Source organism: Achromobacter spanius (assembly GCF_002812705.1).
In the GTDB taxonomy this organism is placed as follows: domain Bacteria; phylum Pseudomonadota; class Gammaproteobacteria; order Burkholderiales; family Burkholderiaceae_B; genus Achromobacter; species Achromobacter spanius.
Window position 1 is genome coordinate 2,286,187 of sequence record NZ_CP025030.1, and the last position, 17,150, is coordinate 2,303,336.

17 protein-coding genes are annotated in these 17,150 nt (G+C 63.6%); 7 read left to right on the forward strand and 10 right to left on the reverse strand.

Going from position 1 to position 17,150, the window contains the following annotated elements; genetic code table 11:
• Positions 1-8: 8 nt before the first annotated feature.
• The 6 genes from CVS48_RS10430 to CVS48_RS10455 form a co-directional block, all read right to left on the reverse strand.
• Positions 9-827 (reverse strand): ABC transporter ATP-binding protein, encoded by an 819-nt coding sequence (locus CVS48_RS10430; protein WP_100854388.1) that lies wholly within the window; start codon positions 825-827, stop codon positions 9-11.
• Positions 824-1,711 carry a branched-chain amino acid ABC transporter permease gene (locus CVS48_RS10435; protein WP_100854389.1) on the reverse strand — a complete coding sequence of 296 codons (888 nt, stop codon included), beginning with the start codon at positions 1,709-1,711 and terminating at the stop codon, positions 824-826. The genes CVS48_RS10430 and CVS48_RS10435 overlap by 4 nt, the downstream gene beginning before the upstream one ends.
• A complete protein-coding gene (locus tag CVS48_RS10440) occupies positions 1,704-2,597 on the reverse strand; it encodes a branched-chain amino acid ABC transporter permease (protein WP_100857589.1) in 894 nt (297 codons plus the stop codon). The genes CVS48_RS10435 and CVS48_RS10440 overlap by 8 nt, the downstream gene beginning before the upstream one ends.
• A gap of 123 nt (positions 2,598-2,720) precedes the next feature.
• The gene (locus CVS48_RS10445) at positions 2,721-3,836 is read right to left on the reverse strand and encodes an ABC transporter substrate-binding protein (protein WP_100854390.1); all 1,116 of its coding nucleotides are present in this window, start codon (positions 3,834-3,836) and stop codon (positions 2,721-2,723) included.
• Positions 3,837-4,160: 324 nt separating this feature from the next.
• Positions 4,161-4,907 carry an acetoacetyl-CoA reductase gene (gene phbB, locus CVS48_RS10450; protein ID WP_100854391.1) on the reverse strand — a complete coding sequence of 249 codons (747 nt, stop codon included), beginning with the start codon at positions 4,905-4,907 and terminating at the stop codon, positions 4,161-4,163.
• Positions 4,897-5,364, reverse strand: coding sequence for a hypothetical protein (locus tag CVS48_RS10455; RefSeq protein ID WP_318269484.1), 468 nt, complete (start codon positions 5,362-5,364; stop codon positions 4,897-4,899). The genes phbB and CVS48_RS10455 overlap by 11 nt, the downstream gene beginning before the upstream one ends.
• A 317-nt stretch (positions 5,365-5,681) precedes the next feature.
• Here CVS48_RS10455 and CVS48_RS10460 point away from each other — a divergent pair, with 317 nt between their 5' ends.
• Entirely contained in the window at positions 5,682-7,238 is a 1,557-nt protein-coding gene (locus tag CVS48_RS10460; RefSeq protein WP_318269483.1) for an EAL domain-containing protein, read from the forward strand.
• 14 nt (positions 7,239-7,252) lie between these two features.
• Here the strand turns inward: CVS48_RS10460 and kch are convergent, their stop codons facing one another.
• Both kch and CVS48_RS10470 read right to left on the reverse strand, forming a co-directional pair.
• Positions 7,253-8,464 (reverse strand): voltage-gated potassium channel protein, encoded by a 1,212-nt coding sequence (gene kch, locus CVS48_RS10465; protein WP_100854394.1) that lies wholly within the window; start codon positions 8,462-8,464, stop codon positions 7,253-7,255.
• A 453-nt stretch (positions 8,465-8,917) separates the two neighbouring features.
• Complete coding sequence (locus tag CVS48_RS10470; protein WP_100854395.1) at positions 8,918-9,730, reverse strand: winged helix-turn-helix domain-containing protein; 813 nt, start codon at positions 9,728-9,730, stop codon at positions 8,918-8,920.
• Between the two features lie 620 nt (positions 9,731-10,350).
• Between CVS48_RS10470 and CVS48_RS10475 the strand changes: the two genes are divergently transcribed.
• A complete protein-coding gene (locus CVS48_RS10475; RefSeq protein ID WP_100854396.1) occupies positions 10,351-10,749 on the forward strand; it encodes a helix-turn-helix domain-containing protein in 399 nt (132 codons plus the stop codon).
• Here CVS48_RS10475 and CVS48_RS10480 read toward each other — a convergent pair.
• Complete coding sequence (locus CVS48_RS10480; RefSeq protein ID WP_100854397.1) at positions 10,730-11,899, reverse strand: acyltransferase family protein; 1,170 nt, start codon at positions 11,897-11,899, stop codon at positions 10,730-10,732. The genes CVS48_RS10475 and CVS48_RS10480 overlap by 20 nt on opposite strands.
• A gap of 306 nt (positions 11,900-12,205) precedes the next feature.
• Here CVS48_RS10480 and CVS48_RS10485 point away from each other — a divergent pair, with 306 nt between their 5' ends.
• The 5 genes from CVS48_RS10485 (at position 12,206) to CVS48_RS10505 (ending at position 14,969) form a co-directional block, all read left to right on the forward strand.
• Positions 12,206-12,736: an META domain-containing protein gene (locus tag CVS48_RS10485; protein WP_100854398.1), complete on the forward strand. Its 531-nt coding sequence runs from the start codon at positions 12,206-12,208 to the stop codon at positions 12,734-12,736.
• Positions 12,737-12,858: 122 nt separating this feature from the next.
• Positions 12,859-13,365 (forward strand): META domain-containing protein, encoded by a 507-nt coding sequence (locus tag CVS48_RS10490; protein WP_100854399.1) that lies wholly within the window; start codon positions 12,859-12,861, stop codon positions 13,363-13,365.
• 105 nt (positions 13,366-13,470) lie between these two features.
• Positions 13,471-14,205 carry a sulfurtransferase gene (locus tag CVS48_RS10495; RefSeq protein ID WP_100854400.1) on the forward strand — a complete coding sequence of 245 codons (735 nt, stop codon included), beginning with the start codon at positions 13,471-13,473 and terminating at the stop codon, positions 14,203-14,205.
• A gap of 114 nt (positions 14,206-14,319) precedes the next feature.
• Complete coding sequence (locus tag CVS48_RS10500; protein WP_100854401.1) at positions 14,320-14,529, forward strand: hypothetical protein; 210 nt, start codon at positions 14,320-14,322, stop codon at positions 14,527-14,529.
• The gene (locus CVS48_RS10505; RefSeq protein WP_100854402.1) at positions 14,526-14,969 is read left to right on the forward strand and encodes a type II toxin-antitoxin system VapC family toxin; all 444 of its coding nucleotides are present in this window, start codon (positions 14,526-14,528) and stop codon (positions 14,967-14,969) included. Before CVS48_RS10500 ends, CVS48_RS10505 begins: the two co-directional genes overlap by 4 nt.
• A 63-nt stretch (positions 14,970-15,032) precedes the next feature.
• Here CVS48_RS10505 and metG read toward each other — a convergent pair whose 3' ends face one another.
• On the reverse strand, positions 15,033-17,099 hold the full coding sequence (gene metG / locus CVS48_RS10510; RefSeq protein ID WP_100854403.1) for a methionine--tRNA ligase: 2,067 nt from the start codon (positions 17,097-17,099) through the stop codon (positions 15,033-15,035).
• Positions 17,100-17,150 lie beyond the last annotated feature (51 nt).

A 17,150-nucleotide genomic window follows, 5' to 3' on the forward strand; every position in this document is an offset into this window, starting at 1 on the left:
TTCTCTCATCACGCGGCCTCCATGCGCAACACGGGCGAGGCATTGGCGCCGGCGGCGGGCTTGGCGGGGGCGCCGCCCAGATACGCTTCCAGCACGCGCTCATTGGAGGCCAGCTCGTCGGGCGGGCAGTCGGCCACGATGTGGCCTCGGTCCAGCACGATGCAGCGGTGGCAGACCTCGCGGATGAAATGCATGTCGTGCTCGACGACAACGATCGTCATGCCGGCCTGGTTCAAGCGCTGCAAGGCGCCGACGATGTCGCTGCGCAGATTCGGATGCACGCCCGCGGTGGGCTCGTCCAGCATCAGCATGCGCGGATGCGCCATCAGCGCGCAGACGATGCCCAGCAGCTTTTTCTGGCCGCCCGAGATCGCGGCGGCGGATAAATCACGCACCGGCGTCAGCAGCAGTTGCTCCAGCAGCGCGTCGGCCTGCGCGCGCGCGCGGGCTTCCGCCTGCCGCGCCGCCCGCGTGCCGAACAGGCTTTCCCAGACGCCGTGGTGCTCCACCGACGCGGCCATTGCCACTTCGGCCACCGACATCTTGCGCGGCATCGAGGGCAACTGAAAGCTGCGCGCGATACCGGCACGAACGATCTGGTGCGCGCTGAGCTTGTCGATGCGCCGGCCTTCGAACTGGACGCTGCCGGCGTCGATGGTTTCGAAACCGGTAATGGTGTTCAGCAGCGTGCTCTTGCCGGAACCGTTCGGGCCCAGCAGGCCCACGATTTCGCCGGGGCGGATGGCAAAGCCCACTTTTTCCAGCACGCGATTGCCGCCAAACGCCTTGGCCACCGAATCGACCTGCAATGCATAAGGGGTGGTCATGGCATTTTCCTCATCTTTTCCGGCAGCAGCCCTTCGCTGCGCCACAACAGGCATCCCAGCAGAATGAATCCGATCAAGCCCAGGCGCAGCGCGCCGGCAATGTCGGAGCCAAAGCCGAATGCATCTTTGGCGAACGGCACCAGCGTGTAGGCGGTCTGTACCAGCACCACGCCCAGCACCACGCCGGAGAAATTACCGATGCCGCCGATCATCAACATGGTCCATAGCAGGAACGTTTCCGACGCCAGCAGATAGTCAGGGCCGACAAAGCTCATGTAGTGCGCGTAGAGCGAGCCCGCCAGCGCCGTGACCGCCGCGCCCGCCATGACGGCGCGAGACTTCAAGGACATCAGGTCGTAGCCCATGCAGGCCGCCAGCTTCGGTTCTTCGCGCATCACCCGCAAGGCGCGGCCGAAGCGGCTGTAGGCCAGCCGGCGCAGCAACACGGCGGCGGCCGCCGCCAACACCAGCACCAGACCCAGGAAGGCCAGCGCGCCGCTCTTGCCGTCCATGCCGTCGAACACGGCGGGAATGCCGCTGATGCCCTGCGCGCCATTGGTCAGCCAGAGTTCGTTGGTGGCGATGGTGCGGATGATCTCGGCAATGGCCAGCGTGGCGATGCCCCAGTAGTCGGCCGCCAATTGCTTGCCCAGCCGCGCAATGCCCCAGCCCAGCGCCATGGCGACCGCCACGCCGGCCACGGCGCCCAGCGCCGGATGCCAGCCCGCGTGCACGGCGATGCCGGTGCCGTAGGCGCCGATGCCCGCGAACGCGATGTGGCCGAAGTTCAGCAAGCCGGCCAAACCCGCCTGCAAGTTCAGGCCCAGCGCCATCAAGGCGAAGATGGCGCCGAAGGTCAACGAAGAAATCAGGAAATCAAACACGGCGCACCTCGCGGTCAAACAGGCCGTAGGGCTTGAACAGCAAGGCCAGCAGCAGGATCAGGAACGACGCCGCGCTGATATAGGCCACGGGCAGGAACGCCACGGGCTTGGCGTAGAGCCAGCCGAAGTTCAGGTTGGTCACCAGCGTTTCGGTCAACGCAATCAGGAACGCGCCCGCGACCGCGCCCAAGGGGTTGCCCAGACCGCCCAGAATGGCGGCGGCGAACACGGGCAGCAGCAGGTCCGTTCCCAGGTTGATGTGCGCGCCCGTGGACAAGGCCAGCAAGCCGCCGCCCAGGCCGGCCAGCGCGCCGCTGGCAAACGCCACCTGGCAGGTAATGCGCGAGGCATTCAAGCCACTGGCATCGGCCAGCGCGGGGTTGCACGACAGCGCGCGCATGGCGCGGCCGGCGCGGGTGTAGAACAACAGCAGCGTAAAGCCCGCCAGCAACACGGCGGTGGTCGACACGGCGGCGATTTGCGTCACGGTAACGCTGGCATCCCCCAGCCAGATCGGCTCGGACAGCGGCAGGTTGAACATCCGCGGGAACGACCCGGCGATGCCCTGGCAGAACGCAATCAGCAGCATGGACAGCGCCAGCGAGCCGATCATGGTGATGGCCGGCCCCGCGCGCAGCAGGCGGCGGAACACCAGCAGGTGGAAGGCCAGCGCCATGGCGCCGGTCAGCAGGCTTGCGGCCAGCAGCGCTAGCGGCAAGGGCAGGGCCACGGCGCTTAGCGCATAGGTAAGGTAGGCGCCCACCATGGCGTATTGCACGTGGGCGATGTTCGGAAATTTGACCAGCCCATACACCATGCTCAGGCCCAGCGCGATCAGCGCCAGGTCGGAACAGCGTAGCAGCGTGTCGACGAGAATCTGGGTCATCTTGTTGACTCGAAAGACGGTGGGGAAAGCCGGCTGGAAAAGACGGCAGGGGAAGCCGGCTGGGAAAGACGGCGCGAAAAAAAAGGCCGGCGCCATTCCCCAACGGCGCCGGCCAAGGCCTTATCAACGTACGACGATCTTGCCTTGATCAGACTTCAGCTTGGCGTAGGGCGGGTCGATGCGCTGGCGGTCGCTGTCGAACTTGATGAAGCCGGTGACGCCTTCGTAGCCCTTCTGGCCCAGTTGGGTCAGCGCGGCCTGGATATCGGCGGGCGCGGTGGACTTGGCCTGGTTCATGGCGGCGGCGGTCAGCAGCACGGCGTCATAGGCGTAGCCGGTGTAAGACGTCTTGAAGCCGTCCTTGTAGCGGGCCTTGAAGGCTTCGGCGTATTCGCGGCCCTTGGGACCCAGCACCGAGCCCACTTCCATGCCGATCTGGCCTTGCGCGATATTGGCCGGCGTGTCGCTCAGGCACATGCTCAGCAAGATGCCGTACCACGGCGTCTTGCGCAGGCCCAGTTCAAAGGCTTCGCGATTGATCACGGCCGATTCCTGGCCGTAGGCGGTGTAGATGTAGGCGTCGGGCTTGCTGCGCGACATCTGTTGCAGCTCGCGGCGGTAGGTGGACTGGCCGGCCGTGTACAGCACTTCGGTCACGATCTTGCCGCCCAGCTTCTCGAATTCTTCCTTGTAGCCATGCGCCACGCCCTGGCCGTAGGCGTTGTTGGGCGCAATGATGGCCACGTTGCGGTAGCCCTGGTCCCACGTGTCCTTGGCCGAGAAGCGGTTGCCCTTGTCTTCCAGGCCGATCAGGTTGAAGGACGTGGCGCCCAGGTCGCGGATCTTGACGCTGGTGCTGGCGATGTTGATGTGCGTCACGCCTTCCTTCACCAGGTACTGGCCCAGCGGAATGGAAATGCCCGACGAGTATTCGCCGATCACCACCGGCACCTTGTCCACGCTGACCAGCTTGCGCGCGGCGTTCAAGGCGGTGGTGGGGTTGCCGCCCGAGTCTTCGATGACCACGGCAAACTTCTTGCCCATCACGCCGCCGTCGGCATTGACCTTTTCCACGGCCAGATCCACGGCGCGGCGTACATCTTCACCGACGGTGGCGTTGGCGCCGGTCAAGGACAGGACCGCGCCCATCTTCACGGTTTCCTGCGCCTGTGCGCCGGCGCCGGCCAGCGACAACATCAGGCAGGAGGCGCCCAGCAGCGGGCGGACGTTGAATTTCATTGTGTGTTCCCCTCGAAGATTTGCCGGCCCAGCGTCTGATGCGCGTCGGGGCCGGCGGTGCTGGTAAGGCCGGGGGCAGTGCCCTCGGCTTGCATACGAGGGCAGGGTGTATGGATACTAAAACTACAGATTGCATCCAATCCTGCTCAAGTGGATGCAAATATACGAGGCGCGGGCCTCGGCAACAATATGGGGTTAACCCGTTACCTGCTGTTTCAAACGACGTTTTGGAGAGGCAGGTTGCACCTTTGTTCCACCCCTGAAACAACCGCGCCCGCCGACGGAGGCCGTGGGCGGGCGCTTCAAGCAGGTCGGACCAGATGATCAGTACATGTGCTGGCCGCCATTCATGGCGACATTGCTGCCGGTCATGAACCCGGCGGCGTCGCTGCACATGAACGCCACCAGCGCGGCAACCTCTTCGGGCTGGCCGAGCCGCCCGACCGGGATCTGCGGCAGTATCTTTTCCTTCAAGACGTCTTCGGGCACGGCCTGCACCATGCGCGTGTCCAGGTAACCCGGCGACACGGTGTTGACGGTGACGCCCTTGCTGGCCAGTTCCAGCGCCAGCGCCTTGGTGAAGCCATGAATGCCGGCCTTCGACGCGGCGTAGTTGGTCTGGCCGAACGCGCCCTTGCTGCCGTTCACGGAGGAAATGTTCACGATGCGGCCCCATCCACGCGCCGCCATGCCGCCGCACAGCGGCTGCGTCATGTGGAACAGGGAATCCAGGTTGCTATGCATGACGTCGGTCCAATCTTTCAGGCTCATCTTGGCCAGCCGGGCATCGCGCGTGATGCCCGCGTTGTTGACCAGGATGTCGATGGTGCGCTTGTCCTGTTCCAGCCGCTGCATCAGCGCCTGGCACGAGACGTGGTCGCCGACGTCCACCTGGTACAGCGCAAAGCGGCGGCCGCGCGATGCTTCTTCTTCCGCCCAGGCGCGCGCGGCATCTTCGCTGGTGTGATAGGTGGCGATGACGTCGTGGCCGGCGTCGTGCAAGGCCTGCGCGATGGCCCGGCCCAGGCCGCCCGCGCCGCCTGTCACCAGTGCTGTGCGTTTAACCGTCATGGTGGGCTCCTGCCTGGCTGGCGTCGCGCATGGCCGAGCACGCGGCGGCCATCTGCTCGGACATGGCCGACCACATTTGCGTCATCGGCGACGAGGCCAGCGTCATGTCGCCACTCGTGGCAACTTTGAACCAGCCGCTCATGGCTTCGCCCAGCCCGGCCGCCAGCGCCGCTTGTTCTTGCAGCGCCGCATGCGTGATGGCCTGGCTGGCTTCCAGCTGGCTTTGCCATTGCTTGCGGGTAATCTCGCCCCACGCGGGCGCGATGTTCTGCCAGCCGCCCGACTGCTGCAGCGGACTCAGCGCGGACAAGTACTTGCTGGCGTTCTCGTCGGCCAGGCGCCGGCCAAGTTCCAGCCAGCGTTGTTGGCTGTCTTGCGCAAGCTGCGCCAGCCGTTCGCAGTAGGCGGCGTTGGCGCCGGCGATTCCTTGGGGAGTAGAGGCAGTAGGTTTCTTCATCATCCGTCCTTGTCGAAGTGGGTAAGGGGTAACGAATCAGTCCTCAAGCCGTCAGGTTGGGGGCAGCAGCGCGATGCGCGCGGCGTGAGTCAACAATAGCCCAGCGCGGACCCGAAATACCAGTCTGCGCCCGTCGTCTCCTTGCCATGTATGACCTGGCGCAAACGCATCGTGGCGCGCGCAGCGAGACCGCGCCGAGATGGCGCCAAAGTAACTTGACGTTACTCCATGCTTGGTGTGTCATGCAGCGACGCAGCATGGCGCTGCGTGCCCTTTTCAGCGAGGCGGTTTTGCCCACATCAGGAATGACGGTTCGTGTGCCTTCCTGGAGATACCTGCCGGTGGCCTTTGCCTTGGTGCTTCCGGTTGTGGTGTGCGCCGTCGAGACCTGGTTCTACGCCAAGAAGCAGCAGCGCATGGAAGCCGAGGCGGCCGCGCAGATTGTGCGCGTGCAAGTCGAGAACATACTGGCGCAGGCCTGGCCCGTGTTGGACCAGGTGGCGGAACTTACGCCGCAGCCCTGTGCCGACGTGCTGCCCCAACTGCGCCGCTGGGGCACGCTGAACCCCTATTTCCGCTCCCTGGTGTTGTCGAACGACCGGCACATCTATTGTTCGTCGGCCGTCGGCGAAGTGGATTTCGAGTTAGGCGACTTCCGTCAATGGCCCATTGATGGCACGCCCGACCGCTGGCTGTTTTCCGTGGCGGGCACCCCGTTGGCGCCGGATCGCCCCGCCATCCTGCTGGGCAAGCCGGGCGCGCCCGGATACAGCGGCGCCGTCGCCGTGGATGGCCGCTATGTGCTGGACTTGCTCAACGCCGTCGCCACCTTGGGCGACTATCGCCTGGAACTGATCGTAGGCAAGGGGGCGCCGATCCGCAGCGATTCCTGGCGCGCGTCCGATGCGGGTGTTGAACCCGTGTACGACGAGATCACGCGCAACAATGGGCGCGTGGCGCTGACCATCCATGTGAAGGCGCCCACCGCCCGCCTGATCGACGCCTGGCAGCAGCTTTTGCTGGGCTATCTGCCCGCGGCCTTGTTGATTGGCGCGGGCTTGGCATTCGCGGCCTATCGGCTGCAATTGAACCGGCTGTCGTTCAAGGAGCAGTTGCGCCGCGCCATGCTGGCTGATGAATTCCAGGTGCACTATCAACCCGTGTATGGGCAACTGACGGGGCAGTGCGAAGGCGTCGAAGCGTTGATGCGTTGGAACCGCCCAGGCGTGGGCTTCGTGCGCCCGGACATCTTCATCGCCGCGGCCGAGGCGGAAGGGATGATCATTCCGTTGACGCAGCACCTGCTGCGCTTGATCGAGCGTGACATGCAGTCCTGGGCGACGCCGCCCGACTTTCACGTGGGCGTGAACATCGCGCCCGAACATCTGTCCAGCAGTGCGTTGGTGCCCGACATCCAGGCGTTCGTGGCCAAGGTCGCGGCGCGTCGGCCGTTGATTGTGCTTGAGATTACCGAGCGCAGCCTGATCTCGGACAGCGGCCAGGCCCGCAGCAATATCGATGCCCTGCGTGCGGCGGGCGTGCGCGTGGCCATTGATGATTTCGGCACCGGCCATTGCTCGCTGTCGTACCTGCAGAAATTCCCGGTGGATTATTTGAAGATCGACAAGGGCTTCGTGCACGCGATTCTGCCGACCGGGGAAGACGCGCCGGTGCTCGACGTGATCATTACGCTGGCGCATCGTCTGAATCTGTCGGTGGTGGCAGAAGGCGTCGAAACGCAAGAGCAGTTCGATTATCTGACCACGCGCGGCGTGGCCTTCATTCAGGGGTATTTGTTTGCGCGGCCCATGCCGTCGGCCGACTTCGTGCCGTGGTATCCGCAGCATTCACCACCGGGCGCGCAGGCGGCGTAACGGCTGCCGGCAACTCAGGCGGGCTTCGCTTGCGGATCGACCTTGGCGAAGAACAGGTCCGTAATCGCTTGGCCGTCCATGGGTTCGCCGTTGATGGCGCGCGCCAGCAATTCGGCGCCCAGCAATTGCACCGAAAACACCAGGTCCGGCTGCACACGCCGGATCTTCTCCAGGTGCTTGCTGGTGTTGACCAGCGCCACCGTCTTCGCGCCACCTTCGCCCGTTGCTTCTTTCGCCGCCAACACGATGAATGCGTTCTCGGCGTCGTCGTCGCGCAGCGCCAGCACGTAGCGTGCGCGCGTCACGCCAGCGCTGTGCAAGACTTCCACGCTGGACGGGTCGCCTTCGATCAGATCGGTAGCGGCGGGGTATTCGTGCGGCGTGCCGGGCGGCACGATCACGGTGACTTCGTCACCCCGGCGGCGCAGCCCGGCATAGACGCTAAGCGCCAGCGGTGTGGCGCCCGCGATGATGATGTGGTTTTTTCTCATGGCGGTGGAAAACCTGCCTTTGACGAGCCGTTTCAAATTGCCGCCGATCACCGGGCCGGCAATCGCGCTGATGGACGTGGCGAACACGGTAATGCCAAGAATGATAATCGACGCGGTGAACAGCCTGGCCGTGATGCTGTGCGGCGTGATGTCGCCATAGCCCACCGTGGACATGGACACGATGGCGAAGTAGAACGCGGTGCCCACGTCCTGCACCGGCGGGTTGAATTCGTTGCCCAGGTACAGCGTGCCGAATACCGCGTAGATCAGCAGCGACAGCACGCTGACCAACGCAAACAGCGAACCCGCCGTGACGCTCGCGCGGTCAAAGCGCCGCCAATAGACGATCAGCGCAATCAGCAGCACCAGCGTGTACACGCCCAGCCCCGCGCGCCCGGCCTCGCCAAGAATCGCGAAGGTGCCGATACCGATCAACAGCACCAGCGAGAACGCCCACGCGATCCGCGCTTTGAGGATCAGGCCGATGGCAATCACTTGCAGGCCCACGCCCAGCACCAGCCGTGGAATCTCCAGCAGGCCGACCACGCGCATCACTTCATGCCAGTTGTCCAGCGCGAGCCAAAACGAGTATTCGCGTGCACGCACCTCGCGCAGCACGGGGTGCATGAAGGCATAGCCGTCCAGCGCGACCAGGATGGCCAGGCACCAGTTCGGTGAGAACAGGGCTCGCAGTTTCTTGAACCGGCGTGACAACGCGGGGGAGTTCAGGGGCATTGGTCTGATCCTTTAGTCCGCATTTTAGGACGATGCGACAAGAGGCCCTGCTATATCAAATAGGTATGGAAGACTATCAACAAAGAATTACTGGATTCCCGGGGCAAGTCATAAACTTCGTTCATCACGCGGCTATCGAAGTGGAAAACCGCTGATATGGATGGAAGGTCAGCCAGTAGTCGGGGCAGGCCCGAGATCCAGGCGTTGATCACGTTGCAGCTTGCGCGGGGACTAGAGACCCGGCGCAGGTTCACGGTCGGACCGTGCGTGAGCAGTATGAGGCACGAATGTTGGAATCGCGTGATCCAGGTAGAAGGCATCAGTGCCGGCTGATGACTCCGGGTTCACGTGTTGTTTTAGCGCGGCGTCTTACCTCTCGGGGGCAGCGCCGCGTTTTTTTCGCCTGTGTTCAGTCAAGTTCAATGATGAACAGGCAAGGCCTCAGCGGCCATCTCAATTTGCCGCATCCGCATCCTCGGTTTCGCGGCGCCATTCTTCCAGCCCCTCTTGCCGGCTGTCTTCCCCCGAAGTCCGATAGTCCAGATCCAGCGTGATGTCCGCGGCGAACATATAGCCCCAGCCATGCACCGCGCGGATCGGCAAGGTCATTTGATTGGCGGCGGCCTTGCGACGCAGGCGGCTGATCATCACGTCCACGAAGCGGCGGCGAGTGATGCCGCTGTCGGCATCGTCGGCCCCGTCGGCATAGAAGGCGTCACGGCTGACCTTGCGGTCGGGCGCCGTCACCAGCCGCGACAGAAAATCTCGTTCTCCGGTCGTCAATCCCAGTGTGCGGCCAGTTGGGCTGATCAACGTCCAACCCTTGTTCGCCAGTCGCCAGGCTTCCTGCGCGGGCTCTTCGGCGTGCGCGTCGGCGGCGCTTTCCATGCCGTCCAGGCCCACCGCGCGGCGAACCAACGCTTGCAGCGCCGCCGCCAGTTCCAGGCCCGTGACGTCAGGGGGCAGGCAGGCATCCGCGCCGCAGAGCAGCGTGCGGATGCGGCTTTCAGAGTCGGTGAAGGCGGCAATCGCCACGATGCCCAAGCCCCGGTCCACCGCTCGCAAGCGCACGGCGGCGTTGTGGATATCGGAAAGCGGCGCGTCCAATACCACCAGCGGGCTGGGGCGTCGGGAGTAGCGGTCGTAGACGTCAATCAAGTCATGACAGCGGCGTACGCAGAAACCCAAATGAGATAAGGCGTCCACAAGCCTGGTGTGCTTGGCATCGTCATTGCCAAGGAAAATGACATCCAGCGTGTTATTCATTGATGCTTCCAATGAGGGGCGCGGCGTAAGACGGCGCGCCATGACGAGACCGTGCGGCGGTGTTTTTTTTTGAATGTGGGCGGGGAATCCGGCCGGTTGCTTGTCCCATGCTGGCCGCCAGGGGCCGGTGGACCAAATGCCGTCTTGAAGTCACGCCCGTGTTTCATTTAAACACGGGCGTGTTTTTTTGTGAAGATACGTTTCTGTAGTTTCTGATGGTAACCGTGTGCGGGTCTGTCCCCCTGAGGAAGCACTTGAAACGGTGATTGTTTTCCTGCTGTTGGGTGCTTACGGTCAGGAATTATTAAGTATTACCGATACATTATTTTCTATTTTCCATACCGAATCGCTCATAAACTCAACCCGGAATTTTTGGGCTGGCGGTCCAGTGGTACTGGCGGTGCTTGTGGGTTGTACCCATAGGGCAAGGCAGTTAAGTCAATGCCAGATATGGATATTTTCAAAAATGGGCAGCGCTGGACGGCGCTGGCGGCACACGTCGAGCCGGCAGGCGAACGCACCGATAGTGCGATTTACGGATTAACCCGCAAATTGGGGTGCAATCCGTTTATTTGGCGGTTGTAATGAGATGTTTTAATTAAATAAATAAATTCATATTAATGTCTCAGGTTGATCGATTGGACACGTTTAGCCATCGTCTGCGCAGCGCAAGAATGCTTCAGGGATGGACTCAAAAGGACTTGGCGGTCGCAAGCAACCTCTCGCAAAGCGCTATCGGCAACTACGAAAGCGGACAGCGCCTGCACCCCTCGAGCGATGCCCTCATCAAATTGACCCGCGCCTTGCGGGTCAGCCCGATGTGGCTCAGCACCGGAGAAGGTCCGATGCTGAATTCCGGTTACGCAGAGCCGGCCGCAGCCGCCGAAGGCGGCATCTCCCCACCGCCCGGCTGGCCCTTCGAATCGGTGTCGTACGCCACCTATTCACGCTTGAGCTCGCAAGAAAAGCGGCAGATAGAACTGGTGTTGGCCGCCTACATCAAGGCACGCGGTGAATAGTCCCGATGGGCTGCGCCGTGCTTTGCGGCCGCCGACGGGGATCGGGCAGCGGTGCTGGTGCCGGAACCGGTACCGGCGCGCCGGCTTGCGGCTTGCTGCGCAGGCGGCTGCGCAGGCGTTCCACGGGGTCGGCGACCAGGCCGTTCAACAGCGCTGAAAATCCGATGCTGCCCGCAACCACCAGTGCCGCGAACAGCGTGGGCTGATGCGTCTGGATGTCGTTAAGCAGCCAACCGAACACCAGGATCACCAGTGAATGGCAGATATAGATCGGGTAGCTGAGTTCGCCGATCGCCTTGTCCAGCCGATGCCGCGATTGGAACAGGAACGCCAGCGGCATCAGCGCGGCGAACAGCAGTACGGCCAGCCCGTCGCGCACCGTGGGGTTGATGCTGATCGAGAAATGCAGCAGCGTGTAGGCGAACAGCATGCCGGTTCCGATTTCCGGCAGACGGCTCACGCGGCGGGTCCACGCCTTGAACAGCGGCAGCAGCACCTGGTGCGATAGCGAGCCGATCAGGAACAGCGCCAGCTCGGTCGGGAAGAAGCGGTAGGTCCAGGGGTCGCTCAACCCGATACCGGTTGCGATCAGCACTCCGCGCAGGGCCAGCGACGCAGCCAGCAAGGCCAGCAGCCGGCGCGGCGACCCCAGCACGAAAGGCGCCACCAGGTAGAAGCTCATCTCGACGCCCAGCGTCCAGGCTTGCGGCACCAGCAGCCCCTGATACAGCGGCACGTCGCTCTTGGCGAAGCTGCCCGTGAAAGCCAACGCAGAATCCTGGATGCCAAAGAACATCAGCCAGTCCTGCCCGAAGATGAACAGGTTGGACAGCACCAGGAACAGCTCGGCGGAAAAAGGCAGGGCGTCATAGATGCGGAAGAAGGCGCCACCACTCAGCACATGCGCCGCGAGCGTCAGCGCCGCCACGGCCAGGTAGATGGGGAATAGGCGCAGGAAGCGATTCGCGTAGAACTTGCCCGTCGCGCCCTGGTAGTTGTCGGTGGCGGTCAGCACGTATGAAATCAGGAAACCCGAGATCACGTAAAACAGTTGCACCGCCAGTCGGCCGCCGACGAGATTGTCGGTGTAACTGCCGCCCAGATGATCCAGCACCACTGAAAGCGCCAGTAAGGTTCTTAAGAAGCCCATCGCCGTGTCTCCCCGGTAGTCTTGTTGTTTGCGGCCCCCTCGGACCGGACACCTGCGTTACTTGAAGCGTCTGTCATCGACTTTCTTTCTGTGCTGCCAGGGTGGCCGGCCCCCTGATCTGGAATGATTCTGCGCGCCGGTTGCAGCCGCCGCCATGCGGCATTCGATGCAGCTACCCGCCTCATCGGCGTGAGACGGCGGGCTCGGCTTGCTGCTTTTGGATACCGCTGTAGGGGTGAGATACAAGGACGGCACGGGCCTGGCCCGGTTACAGTCGGGGGGTCGAAACCTTCAGGAGACCTGCCCATGCTTACCCCACTATCTTCGCGTTGCCGGCTGCTCTGCCTGAGCCTGCTGGTCGCGGCATTGGCGGGTTGCGCGGGGTCCACCGGAGGCGCGCGCCCGCAAGGCGCCGCCGCGGCCAACGCGGCCACCAGCGCGGATTCACTGGCCCAGACCAGTTGGGAACTGGTTCGTTGGTCGCAGGCCGGCGGTGGCTTGCGCGACATTCCCCACGGCGACAACGGCGAACCGGTGCGGCTGACGTTCCTGGCGCAAGGCAAGCAGTACCGCGTCAACGGGTTTGCCGGCTGCAACCGCTATATGGGGTCTTACAAGCTGGAAAGCGGCAAGCTCTTCATCGACGCCCCGGCCACCACCCGCATGGCCTGCGTGCCGCCCGAACGCGCCAAGCTTGAGGCCGACTACCTGCGCGGACTCACCGCCATCGATACCTTCACATTGGACAGTGGCGGCGCCCCGCGCCACCTGACGTTCAACCTGCGTGGCGGCGACGTGCTGGAATTCGAGCGCCGCCAGGATCCTCCCACGCCGTAAGCCCAGCGGCCCAAACCCGACGTCCCAAGGCTGCGGCCCCGGCGATAATGTGGCGTTGTCCGCGCCCGGCGTGTTGTCGGGGCGCGGCTTGCCTTGCTTTTGCTGATTCCGGGAGACCGTTCATGTCCTTTACCGCTTCCTTGCGCTGGCTGGCGCCGTGCGTGTTGTCCGTTGGCCTGGCCGCCTGCGCCGCGCCGTATCGCGCGGCAGACGGGCAGGACCCGCGCTTTCAACCGGCGTCTGCCTCGGACGTGCTGGTGCAGACCAATTGGGACCTGGCCCGCTGGACCCTGCCTGGCGGCGGTTTGCGGACCATTCCGCACCCTTCGTCGAATTCCCGGCCGCTGACAGCCAGCTTTGCCCATGTTCAGGGCACCCCGAGCATGTCGGGCTTTGCGGGCTGCAACCAATACAACGCGCCCTATACGGTGGCCAACGGCCAGCTCATCGTGCGGGCGAACCCCGTGGCCACCATGATGGCCTGCGCCCCGCAGACGATGAAGCTGGAACAGGACTTCCTGGCGGGGCTGACGCGCATCACCTCCATGTCGCTGGACAACACCAACAACCCGCAGCGCATGACCTGGGTACTGAGCTCCGGCGACACGCTGGACTTCGGCCGCCGTTGAGCCGGATCAAGCCGCAGCCGTCTGGAACCCGCCGGGCAGCGGGCGGCTTGACCTGCCCAGCGATTATGATTACGGGCTTCGTCGTCCGCTTTCCATCGCTTTGCCATGACTTCCGTCGTCAATATCGCCGCTTATAAATTCGTTTCGCTGGATTCCCTGCCCGACCTGCGTGCCCACCTGCTCACGGTGGCCGGCGACTGCGGGCTCAAAGGCACCATCCTGCTGGCCGAAGAGGGCATCAACCTGTTCCTGGCCGGCTCGGCCGAGGGCATCGACGGCTTCCTGCAAGCGCTGCGCGCCGACCCCCGTTTCGCCGACCTGGAAGTCAAATTCAGCCACAGCGACGCCGTGCCGTTTCGCAAGCTGCTGGTGAAGATCAAGCGCGAAATCATCCGCATGGATCACCCCACCATCCGCCCCGAAGCGGGCCGCGCGCCCGGCGTGGACGCCAAGACGCTGGCGCGCTGGCTTGCCCAGGGCGCCGACGACGCCGGCCGGCCTGTGGTGATGCTGGACACGCGCAATGCCTTCGAAGTGGACGAAGGCACGTTCCACAACGCCATCGACTGGCGCATCGAACGCTTCACGCAGTTTCCCGCCGCCGTCCAGGCGCACCGCGCCGAACTCGAAGGCAAGACCGTCGTCAGCTTCTGCACGGGCGGCATCCGCTGCGAAAAAGCCGCCATCTACATGAACGAGGCGGGCATCCAGAACGTGTACCAATTGGACGGTGGCATCCTCAAGTACTTCGAGGAAACGGGCGGCCCGGGCTATGACGGCAAATGTTTCGTCTTCGACGAACGCCATTCGCTGGATCCGGGCTTGGCGCCTAGTCATTGACGCTTTCTGCGGCAGGTACGAAGGTAACTTCGTCTGATTGGTTCCCCGTATTGCGACCATTAGCCATGCGGCCGCGGTATCTTGCCCTCTGCTACGACTTTTCCAGAGGGCTCCATGACAATATTCCTGATCACACGCCGGACGCGCGTCGCCGCAGACGTGCGCAATGCCGCGTCGCCAGCATCTGAATGCGCCGAGGCGTGGCCGGCCATCGCGCGCCCACAAGGCAGTATTGCGGATTTGCTGGCGATGCCGGAGGCGGGTGACATCGACTTCAAGATTCCGATTCGCCAACGCCCCCCACGGGTCGCGGACTTCTCGTGAGGTTCATCCTGGACACCAATGTGGTGTCGGAATTGCGCAAGGTCCCTTCAGGCAAGGCCTACGAACGGGTTTTGCATTGGGCCAACAGCGTAGACATCAACGAGCTCTACGTGTCGGTGATCACGGTCCACGAATTGGAAATCGGCGTGCTTCGCCTGGAGCGGCGAGATCCGCGACAAGGCGCGGTCCTCAGATCCTGGCTCGACTTGCACGTTCTGCCGACTTTTCAAGGCAGGGTGCTGCCTGTCGACGAGGCCGTCGCGTTGCGCGGCGCGCAATTGCACATTCCGGACTCGCAACCCTTGTTTGATGGGCTGATAGCGGCCACCGCTTTGGTCCACGGCATGACCGTGGTCACCCGCGACGCGGCCGACTTCCTTCCCTGTGGCGTCAGTGTGCTGAATCCATGGCAGGGTGAGGACGCGGCGCGCGCTTTGTGAAAAAAACCGGCTCGCGGAGGTTGCGCGAGCCGGCTGGTCAGTGGCGTTGCTAGCGCATCCCGATCAGCGCACGCGCATGCCGGGCTTGGCGCCGGGGAAGGGTTCCAGCACGTAGATGCCGGCGTCTACCGTTTCGTCCGCGTGGCTGGCGGCCAGCACCATGCCTTCGGACACGCCGAACTTCATCTTGCGCGGGGCCAGGTTGGCCACCATGACGGTCAGCTTGCCGATCAGGTCTTCGGGCTTGTAGGCCGACTTGATGCCGGAAAACACGTTGCGATGACGGCCTTCGCCCACGTCCAGAGTCAGGCGCAGCAGCTTGGTCGAGCCTTCGACGTGTTCGCAGTTGACGATCTGCGCAATGCGCAGGTCGACGCGGGCGAAATCGTCGATGGAGATGGTCTCGGCCAGCGGTTCGCCGCCGGGCACCACCACGGGGGCGGGGGGCGGCTCGAACAGGTCTTCCAGCATCTGGGGCTCAACGCGCTGCATCAGGTGCTTGAACGGCGCCACGCGCTGCGGCAGCACGGCGGCGTCGGCCCAGGTGAACGGGGCTTGTGCGCCAAAGAGCTCAAGCGCCACGCGCTCGGCCAGCGACGGCAGCACCGGGGCCAGCATCACGGACAAGGCCTTGAAGCCCGCCAGCGAACGCGAGCAGATGTCTTGCAGCGCCGCCTTTTGCGCGTCGTCAGCGGTGGCCAGGCCCTTGGCCAGCACCCACGGCTGGGCCGTGTCGAACGCCTGGTTGATGCGGTCGGCGTAGGCCATGATTTCGCGGATGGCGCGGTTGTATTCGCGGGCTTCGAAAGCGGCGCGGATGGCTTCGGCCTGTTCGGCGTATTCTGCCGACAGCGCCGTCGTGTCGCCCGAATAGCCCAGCACGCCGTCAAAGTGCTTGGTGATGAAGCTGGCCGCGCGGCTGGCGATGTTGACGTATTTGCCGACCAGGTCGCTGTTGACGCGGGCGATGAAATCTTCCGGGTTGAAGTCCACGTCTTCGACGCGGGCATTCAATTTGGCGGCGATGTAATAGCGCATCCACTCGGCGTTCATGCCCAGTTCCAGATAGCGTAGCGGCGAAATGCCGGTGCCGCGGCTCTTGGACATTTTTTCACCGCTGACGGTGATGAAGCCGTGCACATTCACCTGGTCCGGCGTCTTGCGGCCGGCGAACTTCAGCATCGCGGGCCAGAACAGCGCGTGGAAGTAGACGATGTCCTTGCCGATGAAGTGGACTTGTTCGGTATTGCCATTGGGGTCGAGCAGGGCGTCGAAATCCAGCCCCTTGACCGCGCAATACGATTTCAACGACGCCAGATAACCCACGGGCGCGTCCAGCCACACATAGAAGTACTTGCCCGGCGCGTCCGGGATGTCGATGCCGAAGTAGGGCGCATCGCGCGAGATGTCCCAGTCGCCCAGCTTGGCCTCGCCGTCTTCGGCGCCCAGCCATTCGCGGGTCTTGGCCAGCATTTCAGGTTGCAGGTGCTTGCCGCCGTTGGCGTTGGACCCCGTGGTCCATTGCTGCAGGAATTCCACGCAGCGCGGGTCCGACAACTTGAAGAAAAAGTGGTCGGACGACTTCAGCACGGGCGTGGCGCCGGTCAGGGCCGAATACGGGTTGATGAGTTCGGTGGGCGCATACACGGCGCCGCAAACCTCGCAGGAATCGCCGTATTGGTCCTTGGCGTGGCACTTGGGGCATTCGCCCTTGATGTAGCGGTCGGCCAGGAACATGCCCTTGACCGGATCGTAGAACTGCTCGATGGAGCGCGTTTCGATCAGGTCCTGGGCACGCAGCGCGCGGTAGATGTCGTGCGACAGCGCGACGTTCTCGGCGGAGTCGGTGGAATGCCAGTGGTCGAAACGGATATGGAAACCGTTCAGGTACTGCGGGCGCTCGGCGGCGTAGCGGGCCACCAGCGCCTGCGGCGAGATGCCTTCTTTTTCGGCCTTCAGCATGATCGGCGCGCCGTGCGCGTCGTCCGCACCCACGAAATGCACCGTGTGGCCCGCCATTCGCATCGAACGGACCCAGATATCAGCCTGGATGTATTCCATGATGTGGCCGATGTGGAAGGAGCCGTTGGCGTAGGGCAGCGCTGTGGTGACAAAAAGGGTGCGAGACATGGTTGTCGACAGAGGTTGAAGGAAAAAGGGGATTGGCGGGCCATTTTAGGG